Source organism: Streptomyces paludis, from assembly GCF_003344965.1.
GTDB classification, from domain to species: domain Bacteria; phylum Actinomycetota; class Actinomycetes; order Streptomycetales; family Streptomycetaceae; genus Streptomyces; species Streptomyces paludis.
In genome coordinates, this window is sequence record NZ_CP031194.1 from 6,531,317 (window position 1) to 6,553,964 (window position 22,648).

Consider the following 22,648-nt stretch of genomic DNA (forward strand, 5'->3'; position numbering starts at 1 on the left):
GCCTTCCCGGAGGCCCAGGCGCGCCCACCGCCGGAATACGGCCGGCCCTGTGCGAAAACATCACTTTGCTCTGACTCAATAGAAAGATCACTGGCATGGAGATCCTGCGGTACGTGTTCCTCGTATTCCACCTTTTCGGCTTCGCCGCGATCCTCGGCGGCATCTTCTACCAGCTGCGCGCAAAGGACCTGGTGACGGGCGGCTACATGGTGAGCAGCGCGGTCGTTCAGCTGGTCACGGGCGCGGGACTCGTGTGGACGCGCGTTTCCCTGGACCTGCCGTTGTCCCACGGAAAGGTAGGGGTGAAGCTGGCCCTGGACGTCCTGGTGGCGGTCACCGCGCTGGTGGGCATGCGCAACAAACAGCCGTGGGCCTTCTTCGGCGTAGCGGTGTTCACGGCGGCCGCGGCTGTTGTGGCCGTCGTGTGGTGACGCCGGACGCACCCGGCGTGGCGGCGCGCGGCGGTGCCCGCCCCTGAAACGCCTTGCCCTGGTCCTTGACGCCGCTCGCCCAGTACGTTTGGACGCGCTCATACGGCCAGGGCTCCGCCGGCTCACCGCCGACCGCGTCGCCGACGCCGTGATTCCCGGCTCCGTACCGTTCGACTCGACTCGCCCCCCGTCGCCGGCATGGAAACGCTGAGGGCGTTCCCGGGCCCGGCCGGCGTACGGACCGTGGAAGGGCGGCCGACGCCGCCGGCCGGCAGCCGCCCGCCGAGACCACCGCCCGCCGGCACTCGATCTTCCTGGACGCCGGACTCCGGGACGCGCCGGGCGCCCGGCGCGTCTGGTCATGCGCGTTCCTGGCCGCCGTCTGGCAGCTGGCCCGGCTCGGACTGCTGCGGCACTCCGGTGAACCCGTACTCCAGCCCGTGCCCTGGCCGGCCGGCGAGGACTTCCCGGGCGACTGGGACGAACTGCCGCCACTGATCCGGCTCAGCCCCTCCGCCGCGCCCTTCTCCGCATACCGCACCTGTTCCGTCCTGCCGTCCCGCCTCCTGCCGGTCGAGCACGCGGTACGGGTCGTCCTCGACCAGGTGAACGTCGAGCCGCGGGCGCTCCGTCAAGTCGCCGAGCGCGCCTTCGGCGAGGGCCTCTCCGTACCCGAGGAGATTCCCGGCCGTATCTCCTACGTCTTCCGCGAGGGGACCTGAGATGGCCGGGGGCGCGGTCACCGGTGAGCCGTACGGGCGGAGTCCGGAGCCCGTCCTGGTCTTCGGAGAGGTGCACACCTGCCTGCTGCCGCACTCCCGGGCGCTGACCGGGCACGCTGCCACCGACCTTCTGCGCTTACGGGCGGGCGAGCGCGTCCGGCTGTGGCCGTTCACCACGGCTGGAGTGGCTTGTGCCGCGTGATCGTTCGCTCCGGCGGGTGCGGGGAAAATGGCTCGCGGTGGGGTGCGCGGTGTGGTTAGGGTGGGCGGCGTCCGGGAGGGCGGGCGTAACGTGCCGCTTTCGGGGCGTTGTTGGTGGTGGAGACACGGAGGTGAGGACATTGATGACGGTCACTGTGCTGGGCGCTGCCCAGGTTCATCAGAGGTTCCTCGTTCTTCTCCCCGTGGTCTCCGGCTGACCTTTCCGTTTCACTTCCGCGCCTGAGCGCGCGTGTGTTTGTGCCGGGGCCACCCTTTGAAGGGTTTCCCCTTGTCTTTCTCTTCTCTTCGCGCTTCCTCCGCTCCGCATCCCCTCGCCGCTCATGGCTGGGACGAGGGCTGGGAGGCCGAGTTCGCTCCGCACGGTGTTCAGGGGCTGGTGCCCGGTCGTGTCGTCCGGGTGGACCGCGGGCTCTGCGATGTCGTCACCCCGGACGGCACCGTACGGGCCGACACCGAGTTCGTCGTGCCGCGCGACCCGATGAAGGTGGTGTGCACGGGGGACTGGGTCGCCGTCGACCCGGCGGGCGGCGATCCGCGGTACGTACGTGCCCTCCTCACGCGCCGCAGCGCCTTCGTACGCTCCACGTCGTCCAAGCGCTCCGAGGGCCAGATCCTCGCCGCCAACGTCGACCACGCCCTCCTCGTGATCTCCCTCGCCGTCGAACTCGACCTGGGCCGCACCGAACGCTTTCTCGCCCTGGCCTGGGAGAGCGGCGCCCTCCCGGTCGTCGTTCTCACCAAGGCGGACCTGGTCGACGCCGCCGTCCTCGGGCATCTCGCCGAGGACATCAAGGCCGTCGCGCCCGGGGTGCAGGTGCTGGCCGTCAGCGCTCTGACGGGGGAGGGCGTCGAGGTGCTCTCCGCGGTCCTTTCCGGCGGTACGAGCGTGCTGCTCGGTACGTCGGGGGCGGGCAAGTCGTCCCTCGCCAACGCCCTGCTCGGGGCCGACATCATGGACGTACAGGCCGCCCGGGACGTGGACGGCAAGGGGCGGCACACCACCACGACCCGCAATCTCCTCGCCCTGCCCGGCGGTGGGGTGCTCATCGACACCCCCGGGCTGCGCGGGGTCGGGCTCTGGGACGCGGAGACCGGCGTCGGGCAGGCGTTCGCGGAGATCGAGGCGCTCGCCGCGCACTGCCGCTTCCACGACTGCGCCCACGGTGCGGAGCCCGGCTGCGCCGTGCTCGCCGCGGTGGCGGACGGCTCGCTGGCCGAACGGCGGCTGGACAGCTACCGCAAGCTCCTGCGGGAGAACCGGTACATCGTCGCCAAGACCGACGCCCGGCTGCGTGGGGAGATCCGGCGCGACTGGAAGCGCAAGGGCGCGGAGGGGCGCGCCGCCATGGAGGCCAAGCGCGGGCGCGTGCGGTAGCGGGCGGCGGGCGGGGGCCTCCCCATCCGCGCGTACGGTCAGTCCAGGCCCCAGCTGTGGATCTTGCGCGGGTGAATGCGGATCAGCTCCTCGCTGAAGTGCGGGCCGAGGTCGTGCGGGCCCGTCAGCAGCTCCGCCTCGCCCCGGATGTCCACCCCGCGGACCTTCCACGGGTCGGTGCTCACGATGTCGTCCACGACGAGCGCCACCCGTGGATTGGTCCGGAGATTGCGCCACTTCTTGGTGGTGCCCAGGGCGTAACCGCCGATCAGGATCGTCCCGTCGTCCCGCGGATGGAAACCGACGGGGTTGGCTTGCGGCTGCCCCTTCGGATCCACGGTCGCCATCCGGCCCAGCCGCTGCGTCCGCAGATACGCCCGCTCGGCCTCACTGAATTCCGTCATGCCTCACCCTCGCACGGGTCCGCGCGGGCCTACGACCCCGCCCAGATCACCGTACCCAGCCACGCCCCCACCACCAGGAGGCACGCGAACAGCTCCACCAGCAGCGAGCAGCCCGCCGCGCGCATCACCGTACGGGCCGACGCCCAGCCGTCCCGGTGGCTGCCCAGCCTGATCCGCTCCGCGCCGTAAATTCCCCCGACGAACCCCAGGATCCCGCCCGCCACCGGCACCACGAAGAAGCCGGCGATGGCCGTCACCCCGCCCACCACCAGCGTCCGGTGCGGGGCGCCGGTCCGGCGTGTCCTGCGGCCGGGGAGCAGCGGGCGCAGCGCCTGGTTGAGCAGCAGCAGGGCCGTCGCGCCGATCAGTACGCCCCACGCGGGCCGGCTGGTGTCGGTCAGCGCCCACCAGAGCACCGCCGCCCAGACGATCGCCTGGCCGGGCACCCCCGGGACCAGCACACCGAGCAGACCGAGCAGCATGACCAGGCCGACCAGCACGAGCTGCCACACGTCCATGCGCCCACTGTGCAGGATCGCGCCTAGGCGCGCAGGTCGCGCGCCACCCACTGTTTCTCGTACGCGTACCAGCCCAGCTGGAGCCGGGTGGTCACCCCGCTCAGCTCCATGAGCCCCCGCACCCGGCGCTGTACGGTCCGCAGCCCCAGGTCCAGCTGTTTGGCGACGCGGGCGTCCGTCATCCCGGCGAGCAGCAGCGAGAGGATTTCCAGATCGGTGGCGTCGGGGCCGGGGAGCCGGCCCTCGGTCACGCCGCCGCCGAGGCCGCCACCGCGGATGACGCCGCCGACGCTCCCGCCGACGGCGTCACCGCCGTCCCCCTCGTCCGTACGCTCCGTACCGTCGCCGCAGTCCGTACGGAGCCGCAGGGGCAGCGCCTCGCGCCAGACCGCCTCGAAGAGCCCCATGAGCGACTCCAGCAGCCCACTGGCGTGCACGACCAGCGCGGCGGGCTCGGCGCCCGGACCGGTCAGCGGGACCATCGCCAGGGAGCGGTCCGCGATCACCAGCTTCGTCGGCACCCGCTCGGTGACGCGTACCTGTTCGTCCCGGCCGAGGGCCGCCGACAGCTCGCTGAGCGCGGCGGGCAGCGAGAGCACATCGCGCTCGATCACCACCCGGTACGCCACCCCGCGCGCCGCCGCCCGCTCCTCCGCCTCGTTGTCCAGGCCCGTCACCGCGACCGGCTGCCCCGTGACCAGGGCGCAGACCTCCTCGGTGGCGCCCAGCTGGAGCTGGCGGAAGCGGTGGGCCACCGCGCTCGGGCCCGTCACCACCTCGATCAGATCGTGCACGGCCGGCTCGGTGGCCTCGGCCCGGTACTCCTCGGCGAGCACCACCGCCGCCAGTTCGGCCTGCTCCAGCTCGTGGCGGTGCTGGGTGAGCAGCGCCCCGAGGGCGACGGCGGGCGGCGCCGCGACCCATCGGCCGGTACGGGACGAGGACTGCGCGGCCAGCCCGTGCCGTTCCAGCTTGCGCAGCGCGTGTTCGGTGTCCGGCTCCGGGAGGGCGAGCCGGTGCGCCAGATCGGCGACCTCCGCCGCGCCGATCGCCACCAGCGCGCGGTACGTGGACTCCTGTCTCTCGTCGAGACCTATCGCTCCCAGCCCCAGCCCCTGCACCCCGGTGACCCCTCCCTGTACGCCCTGCGCGGCCGAATCCGGACGCGATGATTCCACAGCGGTCCGTGGCGGATACCGGCCACGGCGTAAACCCGCCGCGCCCATCATCCCTGTAGGGCCCGGCAGTCTGCCAAGGTGGCGCCATCACAGCAGCGACAGACCGTGGTCATATGCCCTTCGGGTATTCGTGACCAGGCTCTGCCCGGCAGCGATGACGCATACGGCCTTGTGCCGCCGTGTCCGCGCCGGCTGAACCTGTGACGGTTCGCCGGGCGTCCTTCCCGTGGGGGGTGGGGTCGCCCGGCGGACTCTTTTCCGCGATGTCCGTCCCCGCGTCGCCCGCGCGGCCGACAATGGGCGCATGAACCAGCAGGGGCAGCCGCCCGCCGGCGACGACTGGTGGAACCGGCTGTACGAAGAGTCCTTACCGGATGCCGAACCGCCGGCGGCGGACGCCGAGCCACCGGACGCCGAGCCACCGGACCCCGAGCCACCGGCGGACGCCGAACCGCCACCGGACGCCGGGCCCCGCACCCATGTCGGCGACCGGCCGCCCACCTACGGCCCCGAGCCGACCGCGCTGCCCGCCGCCGACGCCGACCGCGTGCACGAGATCGTCCCCGACACGGTCCTCGACGGCGCCTCCTACGGCGCGTACACCCTGCGGGCGATGTCCGTACGGGGCGACTCCGCGCGCCACCGCGGCGACCCCCGGCGCGACGCCCTGCTCACCGCGCGCTTCGGGACCGGCCCGAGCGCCCTCGTCCTCGTCGCCGTCGCCAGTGGCGCCCGGGCCGCCGCCGGGAGCGCCCGGGCGGCGGCGGACGCCTGCCGGTGGACCGGCGCCGCCGTCGGACGCAGCCACGGCCGGCTCTCCGACGACATACGGGCCGGCCGCAGGGGCGACCTGAAGTCCGGGCTGCACCGGCTCACCGACCGCACCTTCGGCAAGCTGCGCGCCCGCGCCGCCGAGCTGGGGCTGGAGCCGGGCGAGTACACCACGAGCCTGCGCTGCCTGCTGCTCTCCGCCGACCCCGAGTGCCGGACCCGGGTCTTCTTCGGGATCGGTGACGGCGGCCTCTTCCGGCTCAGGGACGGCGCCTGGCAGGACCTGGAACCGCTGCTTCCGGCACCCGCGTCCGCCGGCACCGGCGGACCGGTCGTCGGCTACGGCTCGCCCCCGCGGCAGCCGCGGCAGCCGGCGGACACGCCCGCGCCCGCCGGGGACGACCGGCTGACCGTGGATCCGGACATCGCGCGGCTCCACGTCCCGTACATCGAGGGCCCGCTGCCGCCGCAGTCCGACCCGTTCCGCTTCCGCGCCTCGGTGGCCCGGCCCGGCGACACCCTGCTTCTGTGCGGCCCCGGGCTCGCGGAGCCGATGCGCGCCGTGCCGGCCCTGAGCGCCGAGCTGGCGGGCCGCTGGGCCGCCCCGGAGCCGCCGGGGCTGGGCGGGTTCCTCGCGGACGCCGGCCTCCGGGTGAAGGGCTACGCCGACGACCGTACGGCCGTCGGCGTCTGGGAGGGGTAAGAAGCTGTTGTCCAACCCCGGCTGGGCTCGGAACGCCTGGCACGGCCGCTCGCGGCGTTGCCGAAATACCCGCATAGCTCCGCTATGAGGGCACTCCGGCGCCTTGCGATCGACCGCACCAGACGCCCCGAGCTGATCCAGCCGGAGTTGGACAACAGCTTCTCACCGCGCATGCGCGCCCCGGCCCGGCATGGCTTGATGGACCGGGGGGCCAGACCGAGGGAAGGCGCGGGTCCATGGCCAAGCAGAACGTGGCGGAGCAGTTCGTCGACCTTCTCGTCCGGGCGGGCGTCCGGCGGCTGTACGGGGTCGTCGGTGACAGCCTCAACCCCGTCGTCGACGCCGTCCGCCGTACCCCCGGGCTCGACTGGGTCCATGTCAAGCACGAGGAGACCGCGGCCTTCGCGGCCGGTGCCGAGGCCCAGATCACCGGCCGGCTGGCCGCCTGCGCGGGCTCCTGCGGCCCCGGCAACCTCCACCTCATCAACGGCCTCTACGACGCCCACCGCTCCATGGCGCCCGTACTCGCCCTCGCCTCGCACATCCCGTCGAGCGAGATCGGCCTCGGCTTCTTCCAGGAGACCCATCCCGAGCGGCTCTTCGACGAGTGCAGCCACTACAACGAGATGATCTCCCATCCGCGCCAGATGCCCCGGCTCGTACAGACGGCCATCCAGCACGCCATCGGGCAGAGCGGGGTCAGCGTGGTCACCCTGCCCGGGGACATCGCCGCCGCGCCCGCGCCCGAGAAGGCGGTGGAGCACGCCCTCGTCACCTCGCGGCCCTCCGTACGCCCCGGCGACACGGAGATCGAGAAGCTCGCCCACATGATCGACGAGGCCGACCGGATCACGCTCTTCTGCGGCAGCGGCACGGCCGGCGCGCACGCCGAGGTGATGGCGTTCGCGGAACGGGTCAAGTCCCCGATCGGCCACGCCCTGCGCGGCAAGGAGTGGATCCAGTACGACAATCCCTACGACGTCGGGATGAGCGGGCTGCTCGGATACGGCGCCGCCTACGAGGCCACCCACGAGTGCGATCTGCTGCTCCTGCTCGGCACCGACTTCCCGTACAACGCCTTCCTGCCCGACGACGTCCGGATCGCGCAGGTCGACATCCGGCCCGAACGCCTGGGCCGCCGCTCGAAGCTGGACCTCGCGGTCTGGGGCGACGTACGCGAGACGCTGACCTGTCTGACGCCCCGGGTACGGGCCAGGACCGACCGGCGCTTCCTCGACAAGATGCTCAAGAAGCACGCCGACGCGCTGGAGGGCGTCGTCAGGGCGTACACCCGCAAGGTCGACAAGCATGTGCCGATCCACCCGGAGTACGTGGCCGCCGTGCTGGACGAACTCGCCGCCGACGACGCGATTTTCACCGTGGACACCGGTATGTGCAATGTGTGGGCGGCGCGTTACCTCACGCCGAACGGCCGCCGCCGGGTCATCGGCTCGTTCAGCCACGGCTCGATGGCCAACGCGCTTCCGCAGGCCATCGGCGCCCAGTTCACCGACCGCGACCGCCAGGTCGTCTCGGTCTCCGGCGACGGCGGACTCGCCATGCTGATGGGCGATCTGCTCACGCTCGTCCAGTACGACCTGCCGGTCAAGGTGATCGTCTTCAACAACTCCTCGCTGGGCATGGTCGAGCTGGAGATGATGGTCGCGGGGCTGCCCGCGTACGGGACGGACAACCACCCCACCGACTTCGCGGCCATCGCGCGCGCGGCCGGCGCGTACGGCGTCCGGGTGGAGAAGCCCCGGCAGCTGGCCGGCGCGCTGAAGGACGCCTTCCGGCACCGGGGGCCCGCCGTGGTCGATGTGGTCACCGACCGGAACGCGCTCTCGATCCCGCCCCGGATCAGCGCGGACATGGTGACCGGCTTCGCGCTCTCCGCGAGCAAGATGGTCCTGGACGGCGGGGTGGGCCGGATGGCCCGCATGGCGCGCGCCAACCTCCGCAACGTACCGCGTCCCTGACGCCCCGGCGGGTCCCGGCGGAGTGCTCGCGACGGTGCGGTGACGGTCCGCTCACACAGTGGTGACGAACGCCATGAGTGGTCCCATACGGGCGGGGAATGCATCTCTTGAACACGGCGGCGCCGAGGGCGCGGCCGGCCACCAATGCCCGGGGGGACAGAGTGACACACGGGATTCGGCGCAGAGTCGGGGGCGCGGATCTGGCCGCCGTTCCCGAAGTACGGCACGCGCTGCGGGAGATGCTGGAGCACTGGCGGGAGCGGGACTCCGCGGAGGTGGCCGAGCTGCTCATCAGCGAGCTGGTCACCAACGCGCTGGTCCACACGGAGACCGGAGCGGTGGTCACGGCGACGGTGGCGGACAGCCGGCTGCGGGTGGAGGTACGGGACTTTGTCGCGGCGCTGCCCCCGCCACCCTTACCCGGCAGGCCGGTCCCCGACGACGCCACGCACGGCAGGGGGCTGGCGCTGGTGCGGAGCCTGGCGGACGACTGGGGGATACGGTCCAGGCCCGTCGGCAAGGTGGTCTGGTTCGAACTGAACGGGGCGGCGGCGTGAGGATGAACGCGCACGTCAGTGGGTATGGGTAGGGCATGGACCCGGTGATGGACGAACGAACCGGTGTGACGGTCGCCCGTCACACCGGCCTGTGTGTTCCCCACGTTCGTGCTGCTGCTGTCACTGGTGCTGCTGGTGGGGCTGGTACTGGTCGTGCTGGTCGTGCTGCTGGTTCTCGGCCTCAGCCGAACTGCCGCTCCATCTCCTTGAGCTTGCGCTCCAGGGAGTCGAGTCGCGGCAGCGCCTGCGTGTCGTCCTCGGCGGTGAGATCGACGGTGCGGGTCTCAGTGCCCTGGACGGGCTGGAGGGAGAGCCGAGATCGCTGGGGCAGCTGTCCCGGCTCGGGTATAGCAGGCTCCGCGGCGGCCTCAACGGCCGGCTGGGAGCCCGAACCTCCATTCATGGCAGGAGGAAGAGCGACCTGACGGCCGCCACGGCCCCAGGCCCGGTGCTGCCGGTTGAGCGCCTTGATCTGAGCGCGCTCCATCTTCTCCTGCTCGCGCATGGCGCGCCGGTTCTGCTCCTTCTGCCGCCGGTCGTCGCGGACTTCGTCGACCGCTTCGTCCAGCGTACGGACGCCCTCCAGCAGCATCAGCGACCAGGCGGCGAAGGTCTCGCGGGGAGCCCGGAGCCACCGTACGATCCGGATCTGCGGCAGCGGGCGGGGGACGAGCCCCTGCTCGCGCAGCGCCGCGACCCGGGTCTGCTTCAGCGCGCGGTCGAAGAGCACCGCGGCCGAGAGGGACATGCCGGCGAAGAAGTGCGGAGCGCCGTCGTGGCCCAGCCCCCTGGGCGCGTGCACCCAGTTGAACCAGGCGGCGGCACCCGCGAACGTCCACACGAGCAGACGCGAGCCGAGGGCCGCGTCGCCGTGGCTCGCCTCGCGCACGGCGAGGACGGAGCAGAACATGGCCGCGCCGTCGAGGCCGAACGGGACGAGGTACTCCCAGCCGTCCGAGAGGCCGAGGTTCTCCTGGCCGAAGCCGACCAGGCCGTGGAAGGAGAGCGCGGCCGCCACGGCGGCACAGCAGAACAGCAGGGCGTAGGAGGCGATGCCGTAGATCGCTTCCTTCCGTCTGCGGCGCTCCTCACTGCGTTCCCAGGAGTCCTCAACGGCCGAGGACTTCTGACTTGCGCGCTTGCCGCGCGCGAGCAGAGCCACCGCCACCAGGATTCCGACGATCAGCACGACGCCGGGAAGCAGCCAGTTCAGCGATATGTCGGTCAGTCGCATGCGGTGTTCCTTGCATCGCAGTAGGGCGTTTGGGACGCCATTTTGGCGGAAGTGCGGTGCCCGTCAGGTGCTTTCGGGACAAGAGAACACCAACGAGGCGGTGCGGCACACAAATATGCACGATCGGCTAGCGCTACCGTTCGGCAGGTGGCTGTCATGTTCGATTAATATCACCCCAGCGGGTGGCGTGGGATCCGTGGTGACGCGGGGTCAGGAGCGCGTGCTGAGCTTGCGAACCCGGTCGTCGTCGCAGGTACGCGGACAGGTGACGCAGGTGTCTTCGGGACGCAGGGTATAGAACAGACAGCAGCTCGCTCGGTCACGGGTCGGCAAAGATTCGCCGTCGGGTCCCGTCAGCTCACGGAAACCGGCCGTTCCCACATACGGCTTGGTGGTGCCGGGCAGCAGCAGCTCCAGCTCCGTCATCGCGCGCCGCTCCTCGCCGAGGAGATGGGCGACGTACCAGAGCCCCTCGACGATCTCGTCGGTCGCCATGCCCCACAGCGCCCGCCGGCCGCGCCGCATGCGCGGGGCGAATCCGTCCAGGATCGGTTCGAGGTGTTCGGCCACGGCCGTACGCACCTCGGCCCGCAGGGCCTCCTCGTCCGCCACGACCCGGGCCCCCGGCAGCGCCGCCGCGGGGTCGTCCGGCAGACAGGCGAACGTGCCCGGCCGTACGGCCATCCGGCCCAGCGCGCGCTGGAACGAGACCCCCTCGACCGGCATCCGCGGCACCCGGCGGAGCAGGAACCACGGCATGGTGATCAGCAGACAGGCCGGCCAGGCGTAGCGGTGCAGCGCGAAGCTGGCGATCACATCGGGGCGGCCCTGCTGCCCGTAGTCCCGGAGCACCTGCTCCTCGTCCCAGCCGAGGAACGCGTCGAGGGCGGGGCCCCCGGCCGCGAGATCGGCGGCGCCGACCCAGCCGCCGCCGAAGGGCGCGCGCTCGCCGTCGGTGAGCACATCGACGCTCAGTGACGGGAACACCTCGGTCAGCCGGGCGTACGCGTCCGACACCGGAGAGGTCCGGAGGCCGGTCAGCACAGTGGGGACGGTCATGCAGGGGACCACCGAATCGGGATCGTTTGCAGGTAAGCCTTACCTTACCGGATGTGATCGAGGTTTGAACTGCGGCCCGGTCGGCCTATCGTGCACGGGAGGGAGCGGGCACGACCGGCGCGGCACCGGCCTGACGGCGGAGGAGGACCCGAGTGGAGCAGGGCGGAGCGCGCGACACCGCCGCGGAGCGGCCGTCCCCCGGCGCGCCCGCGGCCGTACGGTACGGGGCGGCGCCCGGCCCGGCCGGGGCCGGACCCGCGGCCGACCGGGTGCCGGAGCAGCGTCCCGGCGCCGCGCCCGCGGCGGAGCGGGCGCGCGGGGAGCACACGCACAGTGAGCCCGCCGCGCCCCCGGTGCCGGGCGGGGCCGGTCCGTTCGGGGGGCCCGCGGCCCCCGTGCGCCGGCACTCCGTGCGCGGGCAGATCCTCGACGCGCTGCGCGACGCGCTCGTCGGCGGTGAGCTGGTGCCCGGTGAGATCTACTCGGCCCCCGCGCTCGGTGAGCGCTTCGGGGTCTCGGCCACCCCCGTACGGGAGGCGATGCAGCAGCTGGCGCTGGAGGGCGCCGTCCAGGTCGTGCCGAACCGGGGCTTCCGGGTCACCGAGCGCGGCGCCGGTGAACTGGCCGAGCTGGCCGAGGTGCGGGCCCTGATCGAGGTGCCGGTGCTGCTGCGGCTCGCCCGTACGGTCACGGCCGAACAGTGGGCGGCGCTGCGGCCGTTGGCGAAGGCGACGGAGGTGGCCGCCGCGGTGGGGGACCGGGCCGGGTACGCGGAGAGCGACCGCGCTTTCCACCGGGCGGTGCTCGCGCTCGCGGGCAATCAGCAGCTGGTCATGGTCGCCGATGATCTGCACCGCAGGTCCCAGTGGCCGTTGAGGGGCGCGCTCCTGCCGCGCCGGGCCGATCTGGCGGCGGACGCGGCGGAGCACACGGCGCTGCTGGACGCGCTGATCGCGCGTGACCGGGCGGCGGTCCAGTCCCTGGCGCGGGACCACTTCACGGGTACGGCGGGCTGACCCGCCCTCCGGCCGGCGACGGCGGCGGACGGAGGGGCGGGACACGGACGGGGTACGGTCGCGGGCCGGCGCCGAGCGGGTCAGCGGGCCCCGGCGGTCCGGGCCGAGGCCACGGCGGCGGTCATCAGCTCGGCGTCGAACAGCGGGGCGTCGGCCATACGGTGGGCTCCCGCGTAGGCGTTGAGCATGGCCTTCGTGGTGCGCAGGGCCGAGGGGGAGCGGTGGAGCAAGGGCTCGATCCAGCGGTCCACGGTGGCGTCGAGCTGGTCCTCCGGCACGACCTTGTGCAGGATGGCCAGCTCGGCGGCTCGGGCGGCGTCGAACTTCTCGGAGGTGAGGAGCAGTTCCCGGCTCCGGGCCGCTCCGGTCTCGTACAGCATGCGCGCCGTGATCCCGCCCCAGGCCGGCGGTACACCGACCTTCAGCTCCGGCAGCCGGTAGAGACTGTCCTCCGCTCCGGCGCGCAGATCGCAGAAGACCGCGAGCCCCAGCCCCGCCCCCACCACGGAGCCGTGCAGCCGGGCGATGGTGACGAGCCCGGTGTTCGCCAGCAGGTCACACATCCGGCGTGCCTTGTTGGCGAGCGCGCGCATGCCCGCGTGGCCGGTCTCCGGGGAGACCAGCGAGGAGAACTCGGCGAGGTCTCCGCCGAGGCAGAAGTCGGCGCCCTCTCCGGAGAGGACCAGCACCCGGAGGGTGGGGTGGTCGTCCAGCGCGCCGAGGACGGCGAGGAGTTCGTCGAGGAGCCGCCCGGAGATGGCGTTTCCGGTCTCCGGGCTGTTCAGACGGACCCTCACCACCGCGTCGTCGTGGACGACATGCAGGGCCTTGAGATCATCAATCATGTTTTTTCTTGTTCCTGACGGACGGTTCTGGACGCGGAAGCGATGCTGAAACGATTCGTCATTCTTGTTCGACCTGGGTCAGGCCGCTGACACCATAAGATGGTTGAGTCGGCGGAACGAGACCCGGGGCTCCCAGGAGGGCGCTTCGCTCAGCCGCAGCCGGGGCATCCGCCTGATCATCGAGGTGAGCAGCAGCTTCCCCTCCAGCCGGGCCAGCGGTGCGCCCAGGCAGTAGTGGATCCCGCTGCCGAAGCCGAAGTGGGACGGCCTGCGGCGCACATCGAAGGTCTCGGGACCGGTGAACCGCCGGGGATCGTGCTGGGCGGCTCCGACCATCAGCTGCACCATCTCCCCCTCGCGCACCAGGGTGTCGTCCAGCACGGTGTCGGCCGGCGCCGTCCGGCTGATCGCGTGGATCGCCGGGTCGTAGCGCAGGGTCTCGTCGACCACATGCGGGATGTACTCGGGGTGGGCGCGCAGCAGATCCAGCTGCTCGGGGTACGTCAGCAGCAGCCGGACCATGCTGGACAGCAGATGTTCCGTGGTCTCCAGCGCGGCGACGATCACGAAGACCGCCATGGAGTGGGCCTCCTCGTCGGCCCTCTCCCGGTCCGGCTCCAGTGTGTCCCAGGTCGCTATCCACGAGGAGATCGGATCGTCCCCCGGGGCCTCGCGACGCTCCCGCACCACCGCGGTGAAGTACTCCTGGAGGCCATGGGCCGCCGAGTCCGCCCGGGCCAGCTGGCTGGGGGTGGGGAAGAATTCCTGGCTCAGAGTCTGATCGTTGGTCAGGGAGCGCAGCAGCGAATAATCAGCAGCGGGCAGCTTCAGCCATTGCCCGATCGACATGACGGGCAACTGGTCGGCGACCACGGAATTGAAATCGGCCGGGCCATCGAGCAACTCTTTCTCGAAACGGTCGAGAACGTCCTCGATATTCCGCGAGATGGACTCTTTTACTTCCACCAGAGTCCTGCGGTCGAACATACTGCCCGCCGAACGCCGAACGCGCGTGTGAAGCGGCGGATTGAGCATGGGAAGGGATTTAGCGGTCTGTAGCGAGGCCGGTCTGTTCCAGCGGGCCGCATTGCCCTGGCTGATCCGCCACTGCGTGTCCGGCACTCTCCACTTTCTGCTTCTCAGCACCTCGTCGCACAGCTCGTACGAGGTGATGAGGTGTCCGCCCCAGGGAGAGGGGATGACATCGCCGAGATTTCTCAACTCCGCATAGAGGGGCAGCGGATTTGACTGGCCTTTCCTGGTGCGTAGCCGAGAAAAAAGCGAGGCCACAGTGCGGCGGTCGACGGCTGGGATGGTCAGGGTGGGTTCCACGAGAATCTTTCCCTCGGAGGATTACGTAGAGTCCCACCCTGACTACCCCTTGGGCGGAGCGCCCATGCCGCTGCGGCCCTTACTGTGGTGTTGCGGATGTCACCCCTTCCACCAGGAGAGGAATCCACTCCAGAAAGTCCCCTTTTGACGGCGCTGCTGCTGTTCGGACGTCGAAGATATCGGCGCGGAACGGGCATCGGCCGGGAATCGCGTATTCGCCGGATTTTCCCTTCTTACCGGGGTGAACCGGGCGGGAAGCGCGGTGAGCGCGCGGTGGAGCGGACCCGGCCGCCAGGTCAGGGACTCGACCGGCACGCTCAGTTCGACATCGGGCACCCGGTTGAGGAGCTTCTCGATCGTCAGGATGGAGATCAGTAGCGCGGGGTCCTTGGCGGGGCACGCGTGCGGGCCCGCGCCCCAGGCCAGATGGGCGCGCTTGCTGAGCGTCTGACGGCTCGTGGAGAGACTCGGATCGCTGTTGGCGGCGGCGAAACTGATCAGCACGGGGTCCCCGGCGGTCAGCTTCGTGCCCGAGAGATCCACGTCGTACAGCGGATAGTGGCCGGACCAGTTGGCGATGGGCGGGTTGTTCCAGAGCACGTCGTTGATGGCGTCCTCGACCAGCAGGCTCGCGCCGTGCTGGCCCCCCGAGTACTTCTCGTCGGAGAGCAGCAGCCGCAGCGCGTTGCCGATGAGGTTCTGGGTGGGCTCGGCGCCGCCGCCGATCAGGGTCATGATCTCGGAGATCAGCTCCTCGTCCGTCAGCCGGCTCTGGTGCTGGATCAGCCAGGAGGTGACATCGTCGCCGGGCTGGGCCCGCTTGAGGATGATCAGCTCCATGAGCGTCTCCACCAGAGACTCCATGGCCTTGTCCGCCTCGATGCCGTCCATGAGGCAGGAGATGCTGAAGACCAGCTGGTCACCCAGGTCCGCGGGGCAGCCGAAGAGTTCGTTGAAGACCAGCAGCGGCACCAGCTGGGCGTAGTCGGCGATCAGGTCCACCCGGCCCCGGCCGCTGAACTGGTTGATGAGATAGTCCGCGACCCGGTCGACATGCCGGCTCACCCGGTGCGTGTCGATCCTCGCGAATGTCTCCGTCACCGCCTGGCGGTGCCTCATGTGCTCGGCGCCGTCCGAGTAGAGGGCGTTCGGCCGGTAGAGCATCATGGGGACGATCGCGCTGTCCAGGGGGACCTCGCCCGCGTTCAGCGCGCGCCAGCGCCGCGCGTCCCGTACGAAGGTCTCCGGGTTCTGGAGGACGTGCAGCGCCGCCGCGTAGTCCGTGACGAGGGACGCCTCCACACCGGGCGACAGCTCGACGGGCGCGGCGGGGCCGAACTGCCGCAGATACTCGTAGAACGCGTGCGGATCGGCGGCGAACTCGGGGCCGTACAGAGGGACGCTCTTGCCGCTGCCGTGCGCCGGGCAGCCCGGTGGCGGCGCGGTGAACTCCGACGGTGACGCGGAGAACTCCGACGGGGACGGGGATGGGGATGTCATGGGCCGGGCTCCTAGGTGAGACGTGACTGGAGGTAGCGGACGAGAACGATCAGCGCGTTCGCCGAGGACCGCTGGTCACGCGCGTCGCAGCTCACGAGGGGTGTCTCGGGGAGCAGATCGAGCGCCTCCCGGATCTCGTCGTCCGCGTGGTTCGGCCGGTCGTCGAATCGGTTCACGGCGATGGCGTACGGAATGCCGTAGTGCTCGACCAGGTCCATCACGGGGAAGGACTCTTCGAGGCGCTCCGGATCCACCAGCACCAGGGCCCCGAGCGCACCCCGGGACATGTCCTCCCAGACCTGCACGAAGCGCTGCTGCCCGGGCGTTCCGAAGAGGTAGAGGACCAGCCGCTCGCTGAGGGTGAGCCGGCCGAAGTCCATCGCCACCGTCGTCGTGGTCTTGCCGGGCGTGCCCTTGAGGTCGTCGATCCCCTCGCCCGCCTGCGTCATGACCTCTTCGGTGCGCAGCGGCGGGATCTCCGACATCGTCCCGATGAATGTGGTCTTCCCTACGGCGAAATGCCCGACCACGAGGATCTTCGCCGCGGTCTGCACCGATTCGCGCAGATAGACACCATCATCCAAAGCGGGCTTGAAGGCCATGCAGCACCTCCTCCAATATGTTCCGGTCGACAAGCTTCGCGGCAGGTATCGGGGACCGCGTGACGAGGTACCCGCCCTGGGTGAGATCGGAGAGCAGAATCTTGACGACGCCCACCGGGAACTGGGTGTGCCCGGCGATTTCCGCGACCGAGAGATGACCCCCGGAGCAGAGTTCGAGAAGACGGCGCTTCTCCGGGTCGAGATGCTGGGTCGGCGGCGAGCCCTGCGCTGTGGTCACCAGGGTGATCAGCGAGAACTCGTCGTCGTCCAGCAGGCTGCGCCCGTTCGTGATGACATACGCCGGGACTAAGGGCGTGGTGGCCTGTTCCTGATCCGGTTCATCCGGTGTTGTCATGCCTTGGTGTCAGCAATCTCGCGAGGGGGGGCGGTCAGGGCTTTGCCGAGCTGGCCGACGAGCTGCTGCATACGGAACGTGATCTCGGCCATGTCGACGTCGGGCGTCGCGGAAACCGCGAGATAGGCGCCTTCGCCGGCGGAGATGAGGAAAACCCAGCCGTGATCGAATTCGACCAGGGTCTGGCGCCACTGCCGGCGGTGGTTTCCCGGTACGCCGCAGAAATCCACCACCGTCCGGCTCAGCGACTGGATTCCGCTCATGGCGGCGGCGACGGTGTCGGCCTGGTCCTTGCCGACGTCCTTGGACCGGGCCATGAGCAGACCGTCGGCGGAGACCAGGATCGCGTGCTGCGCCTCGGGCACTTCCAGAGCACTGTCAAGCATCCATGACAGGTCGTAATTCACTGAGTCTCATGCCCTTCGCTGCTTGCGTTGTGGGAACGACGGCCCGACTGGGTCCCGCGCTGGAACGCGCCCATGACAGAGGCGGCTTGTTCGCTGGAGCGGACCGGGGTGTCCGTCGTGTCGGCGGTCGGAACGATGGATATCGCTCCTCTGCGCCGTCGTTTCGGGAGGCCGCCGAACGTGGTGGAGGGGGCCACCGGGGTCTCCTCGGGCGGCATCGGGGAGGACGCTGCCACCGTGGGGAACTCCTTGGGTGTGGGCTTGGGCTCGGGCTCGGGGGCCGGCATCGTCGTGAGGAGTTCCTCCGGGAGCAGCACGACCGCGCGCACCCCGCCGTACGGGGAGGTGGAGTCCACGGACACGGTGAAGCCGTACCTCGCGGCGAGGACACCGATCACGGTGAACCCGAACTGCGGCGGATTGCCCAGTCCGGAGACGCCGGGGGCGCGCTCGCTCGACAGGAGCTTCGCGGCCCGGCTCTTCTCCTCCTCGTTCATGCCGACACCGGCGTCGTCGACGATGATGCAGACGCCCTTGGGCACGGGCCGGATATTGATCTCGATCATCGTCTCCGGCGCGGAGTAACTCGTCGCGTTGTCCAGCAGCTCGGCGAGCGTGAGCGCGACCGGCTCGACCGCCCGGCTGACAATGGCGAAGTTGCTCTGTGCGCGGATCTCGACCCGGGTGAAGTACCGGATACGGCCCTTGGCGCTCCGGACCACGTCGTAGAGCGACGCGGCGGCGCGCTGCCGGCCGAGCCAGCCGTCGCAGAGCACGGCGATCGACTGGGCGCGCCGGGCGAACTGCGAATTCATGTGGTCGATGTCGAGGAGGTCCTGGAGAATCTGGAGTTCTCCGTATTTGTCCTGCAACTTCGTGATGGCCAGCTGCTGTTCGCTGGCGAGACCCTGAAGCGTACGCATGGCGGACTTCAGAGCGGTCTTGGTCGCTTCCTCGGCCCGGTCCTTGGCCTCTTCCACGGCCTCGGCGTAATGGTCCTCAAGGTTGGTGTAATGAGCCCTGAGTTCCTCCTTCTCCTTCCGTAGCTGGACAATGGATTTACGGCTGCGCACAATCGCGGCCGCGGCGACAGGAGTACCAGCGATCAGACCCCAAAGCGCTGGATCCTGGAGATATTGCGTCATAAGGCTCTCTTCGGGCGACTGGGCCGCCGGGTGCTGAATGTCTGGCGGACGGTGGTGAACGCGTCCGAAGGTACAGACATCTCGCGGCCGCAGATGTGTGGGATCGGCCGCGCATACTCACCTGGCCGGACAGCCTGTAATGGCCCGGCTGATGGCATAGTTCTCCCCCGGGGTGGCGGATTTCTGGGCCGATGCGCTGACTTTCCTGTATGCCATAGCGGGTTCGGCACCGCTTGGCAAGCTACGCGATCTTATCACCACGGGGTCGTCCGAAGGTGGGGCGATCTGCTCCCTTTCGGGCGTCTGACGGTAATTCAGCGAAGCTTACCTTTTGGGGTTGTTGGTGATCGTTGCGGGCCCCCGCGCGGTGGTCCGGGTCCGGTGGCGTTGCCTATTTTTCGGACGAATCATCCCCTCCGGTTGGCCGGTTGGCACGTGCCATGGGCACAGTCGTGATGAGGTCGTGATGAGGTCGTGCGGGGCCGGTGGGGATGTGGCGGGGGAAGACGGCCGAAGTCGCGGGAGAAAACGGGCGTTAACCGTGGGGGACACCCGATGGTACGGGGACCGGACGGCCGGCGAATATTGCCGCGCGGCACCGGGGACCCGGTCGTTAGGGTGCGGAGAATGGGCGACTTGTACATGGATCCAGGTATTCCCGACCGGCGCGGTGCCCCGCGGTATCTGTGGTGGCTGGTGACCAGCCAGCGGGGCCGGGTGGCCGCCGGAGCCGGCTGGGGCACGGTGTGGATGGTCGGACTGACACTGCCGCCGTATCTGCTGGCGCGCGCCGTCGACGACGGACTGGCGCCCGGCGACCGCGCGGCGTTCCTCGGCTGGACCGGACTGCTGCTCGCCGCCGGGACCCTGAACGCGTGGATCGGCATGATGCGGCACCGGACCATGACCAGGGTCCGGATGGACGCCCGGTTCCGTACGGTACGGGTCGTGATCCGCCAGGCGGCCCGGCTCGGCGCCACGCTGCCCCGCCGGGTCACCGCAGGCGAGGTCGTCACCATCGGCATCGGCGACGTCCAGGCCATCAGCCAGGTGCTGACCATCGCGGGCCCCGGCGTCGGCGCGGTCGCGGCGTACGCCGTCGTGGCCGTACTGCTGCTGTCCGTCTCGCCGCTCCTCGCGGCGGTCGTCCTGGTCGGAGTGCCGCTGCTGGTCGGGGTGGTGGGTCCGCTGCTCGGCCGGCTGCAACGGGTCGAGACGGTCTACCGCGAGCGGCAGGGCGCCCTCGCCGCCCGCTTCGTGGACATCGCGGGCGGGCTGCGGGTGCTGAGCGGACTCGGCGGCAAGGACGTGTACGCGGCACGCTACCGGCGGGATTCGGCCGCGCTGCGGGCGGAGGGCTACCGGGTCGGCGCGGTGAGCAGCTGGATCGACGCCCTGGCGGTCGGCCTGCCCGCGCTGTTCCTCGCCGCCGTGACCTGGCTGGCCGCCCGGCTGGCCGCGCAGGGCACCATCTCGCTGGGCGAACTGGTGGCCGTGTACGGCTATGTCGCCGTGCTCACCGTCCCCGTCTGGTTCTTCATCGAGGGCGGGTACGACCTGAGCCGCGGCCTGGTGTGCGCGCGCCGGGTGGTCCGCTTCCTGGAGCTGGAGCCCGAACTCAGCGACGAGGACGGGGTGGACGAGGGCGTGGTGGCCGGGGGCGTGCTGCGCGACCCCGCCTCCGGCGTCGAGATCGAGCCCGGCCTCTTCACCGCGCTGGTCAGCGCCCGTCCGGCGGAGGCCGCCGCGGTCGCCGACCGGCTCGGCCGGTTCACCGCCTCGGACGCGACCTGGGGCGGTGTACGCCTCGACACGATCGCCCTGCCGGTGCTCCGCGACCGTATCCTCGTCGCCGACAACGAGGCCGACCTCTTCGCCGGGACACTGCGCGAGACCGTCTCCGGCCGCGCCGGCCGCGACCCGGACGCCGTCGCCCGGGCGGTGCACACGGCGGCGGCCCAGGACATCGTGCTCGGGCTGCGCGACGGACTCGACTCCCCGGTGCTCGCCCAGGGACGCAACCTCTCCGGCGGCCAGCGCCAGCGCGTCCGGCTCGTCCGGGCGCTCCTCGCCGAGCCCGAGGTCCTCATCGCGCTCGAACCCACCTCGGCGGTCGACGCCCACACCGAGGCGGCCCTCGCGGCCCGGCTGCGTACCGCCCGGGCCGGCCGGACCACGGTCGTCACGAGCACCTCGCCGCTGATGCTGGAACAGGCGGACCGGGTCTGCTTCCTGGTCGACGGGCGGACGGCGGCGGTCGGCACCCACCGGGAGCTGCTGACCGGACGGAGCGGCTACCGCGACCTCGTGGCGCGCGGAGCGGCGGAGGACGAGCGGGACCGGTACGAGGAGGCGGCACGATGACGGCGGACCCGGCGACGACAGACCCGGAGACGGCAGCCCCGACGGTGACGGACGCGGCAGGGACGGACCGGGCAGGGACGGACCGGGCAGGGACGGACCCGGCTCCGGTGGACCCGGCTTCGGCGGATTTCGGTGCGTCCGCCCGGCTCCCGGTGGCCGGGCCGCGCCAAGTGCGTTCGGCAGCACGGGACTTGGTGCGCGGCGGCGGACGCACGCTCGTCGCGGCCGTTCTCCTCAGTGTGCTCGCGACGGTGGCCGGGCTCGTCGGCCCCTGGCTGGTCGGCCGCATCATCAACACCGTCCGGGCCGGCGGCGGGGTCGCGGACGTCGACCGCTACGCGCTCACCATCCTCGTGTGCGTACTCGCCCAGTTCCTGCTCACGCGGTACGCCCGGCTCCTCGCGTACCGCGTCGGCGAACGCGCCTCGGCCCGGATCCGGGAACGGCTCGTCGACCGGGCGCTCGCCCTGCCCACCGCGACCGTGGAGCGGGCGGGCGCGGGCGATCTGACCGCGCGGGGCACCACCGATGTCGCCGCGGTCGGCACGACACTGCGGGACGCCGGTCCGGCGATCTTCATCGCGGGCCTGGAGGTGCTGTTCATCGTCGGCGCGGTCCTTGTGCTCGCGCCGCCGCTCGGGGTCGTCGGTCTGCTGGGCCTGACGGGCATCTGGTTCGCCGCCCGCTGGTATCTGCGCCGCGCGCGCACCGCCTATCTGGCCCAGGGCGACGCGGACTCGGTCCTCGCCGAGGTTCTGTCCGCGACGGCGACGGGCGCCCGTACGGTCGAGGCGTTCGGCCTCCAGGAGCGCCGGATCGCGGTGTGCGAGGAGGCCGTCGAGGAGAGCCGGCGCACCCGTATCCGGACGCTGTTCCTGCGCAGTGTCCTCTTCCCGGCCGTGGACGTGTCGTACGTCGTGCCGGTGGTTGGGGTCCTGCTGGCCGGCAGTCTTCTCCACGGTCACGGCGCGGTGAGCCTCGGCACGGTGGTCACCTGCGCGCTCTACATGCGGCAACTGTCCCAGCCGCTCGACGAGATATTGCAGTACCTGGACCAACTCCAGGGCACCGGGGCGTCGTTCGCGCGTGTCGAGGGCGTGGGCGCCGGTGACACGGGCCCGGTGGACGGCGCCGCCGGGCCCGTACCGGCCGACGACCGGATCGAGGTCTCCGGTGTGCGGTACGCGTACGACGGCGGGCGCGATGTGCTGCGCGGCGTCGATCTGGCCGTACGGCCGGGCGAACGGCTGGCCGTCGTCGGCCCGTCCGGCGCCGGGAAGTCCACCCTCGGCCGGCTGCTCGCGGGCATCGACCGGCCGCGCGAGGGCGCGGTGACGGTGGGACGGGTGCCGATCGCCGAGCTGGGTCCCGACGAACTGCGCCGCCAGGTCGTGCTGGTCACCCAGGAGCACCACGTCTTCATCGACACCGTCCGCGACAACCTGCTGATCGCCGCGCCCGGCGCGAGCGACGACGAGGTGCGCGCGGCGCTGGCCGCCGTGGGCGCGGACTGGGTGGACGGCCTGCCGGCCGGGCTCGACACCTTACTGGGCGCCGGAGAGGAGGCCGTGGACGGTGCGCGGGCCCAGCAACTGGCCCTGGCCCGGGTGGTGTTGGCCGACCCGCACACCATCGTCCTGGACGAGGCGACGGCGCTCCTCGACCCCGCCTCCGCCCGCCACGCGGAGCGCGCGCTCGCCGCCGTCCTGGCGGGCCGTACGGTCATCGCCATCGCCCACCGCCTGCACACCGCCCGCGACGCGGACCGGGTGGCGGTGATGGACGACGGCCGTCTGACGGAGCTGGGCACGCACGACGCGCTGGTGGCCCGCGGCGGCGCGTATGTCGAGCTGTGGCACACCTGGCACGGCCCGCCGTCGCCGCCGTCCCGGGAGCCGTCCCCGCCGCCGTCCCCGGCGGGGTGACGGC

21 protein-coding genes and 1 pseudogene are annotated in these 22,648 nt (G+C 71.2%); 10 read left to right on the forward strand and 12 right to left on the reverse strand.

Features of this window, described 5'->3' with window-relative positions; all coding sequences use genetic code 11:
* Positions 1–95 precede the first annotated feature (95 nt).
* From DVK44_RS28880 to rsgA, 4 genes and pseudogenes are all read left to right on the forward strand, one after another.
* Positions 96–431 (forward strand): hypothetical protein, encoded by a 336-nt coding sequence (locus DVK44_RS28880; protein WP_114663529.1) that lies wholly within the window; start codon positions 96–98, stop codon positions 429–431.
* A gap of 263 nt (positions 432–694) precedes the next feature.
* Positions 695–1,153: pseudogene (locus tag DVK44_RS37390) on the forward strand (SCO2522 family protein); the annotation flags it as partial.
* Between the two features lies 1 nt (position 1,154).
* Positions 1,155–1,355, forward strand: a complete 201-nt coding sequence (locus DVK44_RS28890; RefSeq protein WP_114663533.1) for a hypothetical protein — start codon at positions 1,155–1,157, stop codon at positions 1,353–1,355.
* A 288-nt stretch (positions 1,356–1,643) separates the two neighbouring features.
* Positions 1,644–2,750: a ribosome small subunit-dependent GTPase A gene (rsgA, locus tag DVK44_RS28895; RefSeq protein ID WP_114663535.1), complete on the forward strand. Its 1,107-nt coding sequence runs from the start codon at positions 1,644–1,646 to the stop codon at positions 2,748–2,750.
* 38 nt (positions 2,751–2,788) lie between these two features.
* On the opposite strand, the gene DVK44_RS28900 is transcribed toward rsgA, so the two are convergent.
* Genes DVK44_RS28900 through DVK44_RS28910 form a run of 3 tightly spaced genes read right to left on the reverse strand, consistent with a single transcriptional unit; the run spans position 2,789 to position 4,778 of the window.
* Positions 2,789–3,154 carry a PPOX class F420-dependent oxidoreductase gene (locus tag DVK44_RS28900; RefSeq protein ID WP_114663537.1) on the reverse strand — a complete coding sequence of 122 codons (366 nt, stop codon included), beginning with the start codon at positions 3,152–3,154 and terminating at the stop codon, positions 2,789–2,791.
* A 29-nt stretch (positions 3,155–3,183) separates the two neighbouring features.
* Complete coding sequence (locus tag DVK44_RS28905; RefSeq protein ID WP_114663539.1) at positions 3,184–3,672, reverse strand: DUF456 domain-containing protein; 489 nt, start codon at positions 3,670–3,672, stop codon at positions 3,184–3,186.
* A gap of 23 nt (positions 3,673–3,695) precedes the next feature.
* Positions 3,696–4,778, reverse strand: coding sequence for a helix-turn-helix domain-containing protein (locus tag DVK44_RS28910; RefSeq protein ID WP_228447690.1), 1,083 nt, complete (start codon positions 4,776–4,778; stop codon positions 3,696–3,698).
* A gap of 376 nt (positions 4,779–5,154) precedes the next feature.
* Here DVK44_RS28910 and DVK44_RS28915 point away from each other — a divergent pair, with 376 nt between their 5' ends.
* From DVK44_RS28915 to DVK44_RS28930, 3 genes are all read left to right on the forward strand, one after another.
* Positions 5,155–6,324 (forward strand): protein phosphatase 2C domain-containing protein, encoded by a 1,170-nt coding sequence (locus tag DVK44_RS28915; RefSeq protein WP_114663543.1) that lies wholly within the window; start codon positions 5,155–5,157, stop codon positions 6,322–6,324.
* Between the two features lie 236 nt (positions 6,325–6,560).
* The gene (locus tag DVK44_RS28925; protein WP_114663548.1) at positions 6,561–8,303 is read left to right on the forward strand and encodes a pyruvate dehydrogenase; all 1,743 of its coding nucleotides are present in this window, start codon (positions 6,561–6,563) and stop codon (positions 8,301–8,303) included.
* Positions 8,304–8,476: 173 nt separating this feature from the next.
* The gene (locus DVK44_RS28930; protein WP_114665509.1) at positions 8,477–8,860 is read left to right on the forward strand and encodes an ATP-binding protein; all 384 of its coding nucleotides are present in this window, start codon (positions 8,477–8,479) and stop codon (positions 8,858–8,860) included.
* A gap of 181 nt (positions 8,861–9,041) precedes the next feature.
* Here DVK44_RS28930 and DVK44_RS28935 read toward each other — a convergent pair whose 3' ends face one another.
* Complete coding sequence (locus DVK44_RS28935; RefSeq protein ID WP_114663550.1) at positions 9,042–10,094, reverse strand: DUF2637 domain-containing protein; 1,053 nt, start codon at positions 10,092–10,094, stop codon at positions 9,042–9,044.
* 210 nt (positions 10,095–10,304) lie between these two features.
* Complete coding sequence (locus tag DVK44_RS28940; RefSeq protein ID WP_114663552.1) at positions 10,305–11,153, reverse strand: (2Fe-2S)-binding protein; 849 nt, start codon at positions 11,151–11,153, stop codon at positions 10,305–10,307.
* A 152-nt stretch (positions 11,154–11,305) separates the two neighbouring features.
* On the opposite strand from DVK44_RS28940, the gene DVK44_RS28945 reads away from it, so the two are divergent.
* Positions 11,306–12,169: a GntR family transcriptional regulator gene (locus DVK44_RS28945; RefSeq protein WP_114663554.1), complete on the forward strand. Its 864-nt coding sequence runs from the start codon at positions 11,306–11,308 to the stop codon at positions 12,167–12,169.
* A gap of 80 nt (positions 12,170–12,249) precedes the next feature.
* On the opposite strand, the gene DVK44_RS28950 is transcribed toward DVK44_RS28945, so the two are convergent.
* The 7 genes from DVK44_RS28950 to DVK44_RS28980 form a co-directional block, all read right to left on the reverse strand.
* On the reverse strand, positions 12,250–13,014 hold the full coding sequence (locus tag DVK44_RS28950; RefSeq protein WP_114663556.1) for an enoyl-CoA hydratase/isomerase family protein: 765 nt from the start codon (positions 13,012–13,014) through the stop codon (positions 12,250–12,252).
* A gap of 78 nt (positions 13,015–13,092) precedes the next feature.
* Positions 13,093–14,346, reverse strand: a complete 1,254-nt coding sequence (locus DVK44_RS28955; RefSeq protein WP_114663558.1) for a cytochrome P450 — start codon at positions 14,344–14,346, stop codon at positions 13,093–13,095.
* Positions 14,347–14,445: 99 nt separating this feature from the next.
* On the reverse strand, positions 14,446–15,846 hold the full coding sequence (locus DVK44_RS28960; RefSeq protein ID WP_114663560.1) for a cytochrome P450: 1,401 nt from the start codon (positions 15,844–15,846) through the stop codon (positions 14,446–14,448).
* A gap of 11 nt (positions 15,847–15,857) precedes the next feature.
* Entirely contained in the window at positions 15,858–16,448 is a 591-nt protein-coding gene (locus tag DVK44_RS28965; protein WP_114663562.1) for a GTP-binding protein, read from the reverse strand.
* Positions 16,423–16,803, reverse strand: a complete 381-nt coding sequence (locus DVK44_RS28970; protein WP_114663564.1) for a DUF742 domain-containing protein — start codon at positions 16,801–16,803, stop codon at positions 16,423–16,425. Before DVK44_RS28970 ends, DVK44_RS28965 begins: the two co-directional genes overlap by 26 nt.
* On the reverse strand, positions 16,800–17,210 hold the full coding sequence (locus DVK44_RS28975) for a roadblock/LC7 domain-containing protein (protein ID WP_114663566.1): 411 nt from the start codon (positions 17,208–17,210) through the stop codon (positions 16,800–16,802). Before DVK44_RS28975 ends, DVK44_RS28970 begins: the two co-directional genes overlap by 4 nt.
* Positions 17,207–18,355, reverse strand: coding sequence for an ATP-binding protein (locus tag DVK44_RS28980; protein ID WP_114663568.1), 1,149 nt, complete (start codon positions 18,353–18,355; stop codon positions 17,207–17,209). Before DVK44_RS28980 ends, DVK44_RS28975 begins: the two co-directional genes overlap by 4 nt.
* Positions 18,356–18,982: 627 nt before the next feature.
* Between DVK44_RS28980 and DVK44_RS28985 the strand changes: the two genes are divergently transcribed.
* Both DVK44_RS28985 and DVK44_RS28990 read left to right on the forward strand, forming a co-directional pair.
* Entirely contained in the window at positions 18,983–20,719 is a 1,737-nt protein-coding gene (locus DVK44_RS28985; protein WP_114663570.1) for an ABC transporter transmembrane domain-containing protein, read from the forward strand.
* Entirely contained in the window at positions 20,716–22,644 is a 1,929-nt protein-coding gene (locus DVK44_RS28990) for an ABC transporter ATP-binding protein (protein WP_114663572.1), read from the forward strand. Before DVK44_RS28985 ends, DVK44_RS28990 begins: the two co-directional genes overlap by 4 nt.
* Positions 22,645–22,648 lie beyond the last annotated feature (4 nt).